This is a genomic window from Aeromonas sp. PS2Canimalfood6 (genome assembly GCF_048276795.1).
Taxonomy (GTDB): Bacteria; Pseudomonadota; Gammaproteobacteria; order Enterobacterales; family Aeromonadaceae; genus Aeromonas; species Aeromonas caviae.
This window is the reverse complement of sequence record NZ_JBLUXC010000149.1, coordinates 1-763: the sequence shown is the minus strand read 5'-3', so window position 1 is coordinate 763 and position 763 is coordinate 1. Positions and strand designations below refer to the sequence as shown.

Here is a 763-nt window from a genome sequence, read left to right as displayed (position 1 = left end):
CGTGAATACATAGCGTAGCGAGGCGAACCGGGAGAACTGAAACATCTAAGTACCCCGAGGAAAAGAAATCAACCGAGATTCCCTCAGTAGCGGCGAGCGAACGGGGATTAGCCCTTAAGCATCTTGGAAGTTAGTGGAACGGTCCTGGAAAGGCCGGCGATACAGGGTGATAGCCCCGTACACGAAAACAACCTTGATGTGAAATCGAGTAGGGCGGGACACGTGACATCCTGTCTGAATATGGGGGGACCATCCTCCAAGGCTAAATACTCCTGACTGACCGATAGTGAACCAGTACCGTGAGGGAAAGGCGAAAAGAACCCCTGTGAGGGGAGTGAAATAGAACCTGAAACCGTGTACGTACAAGCAGTGGGAGCCCTTCGGGGTGACTGCGTACCTTTTGTATAATGGGTCAGCGACTTACATTTTGTAGCGAGGTTAACCGTATAGGGGAGCCGTAGGGAAACCGAGTCTTAACTGGGCGTCTAGTTGCAAGGTGTAGACCCGAAACCGGGTGATCTAGCCATGGGCAGGTTGAAGGTTGAGTAACATCAACTGGAGGACCGAACCCACTAACGTTGCAAAGTTAGGGGATGACCTGTGGCTGGGGGTGAAAGGCCAATCAAACTCGGAGATAGCTGGTTCTCCCCGAAAGCTATTTAGGTAGCGCCTCGGACGAATACTACTGGGGGTAGAGCACTGTTTGGGCTAGGGGGTCATCCCGACTTACCAACCCCATGCAAACTCCGAATACCAGTAAGTA

General features: G+C 52.2%; 1 rRNA gene. It reads left to right on the top strand.

Features of this window, described 5'->3' with window-relative positions:
* Positions 1 to 763, top strand: a 23S ribosomal RNA gene (locus ACNPAA_RS20980); the annotation flags it as partial.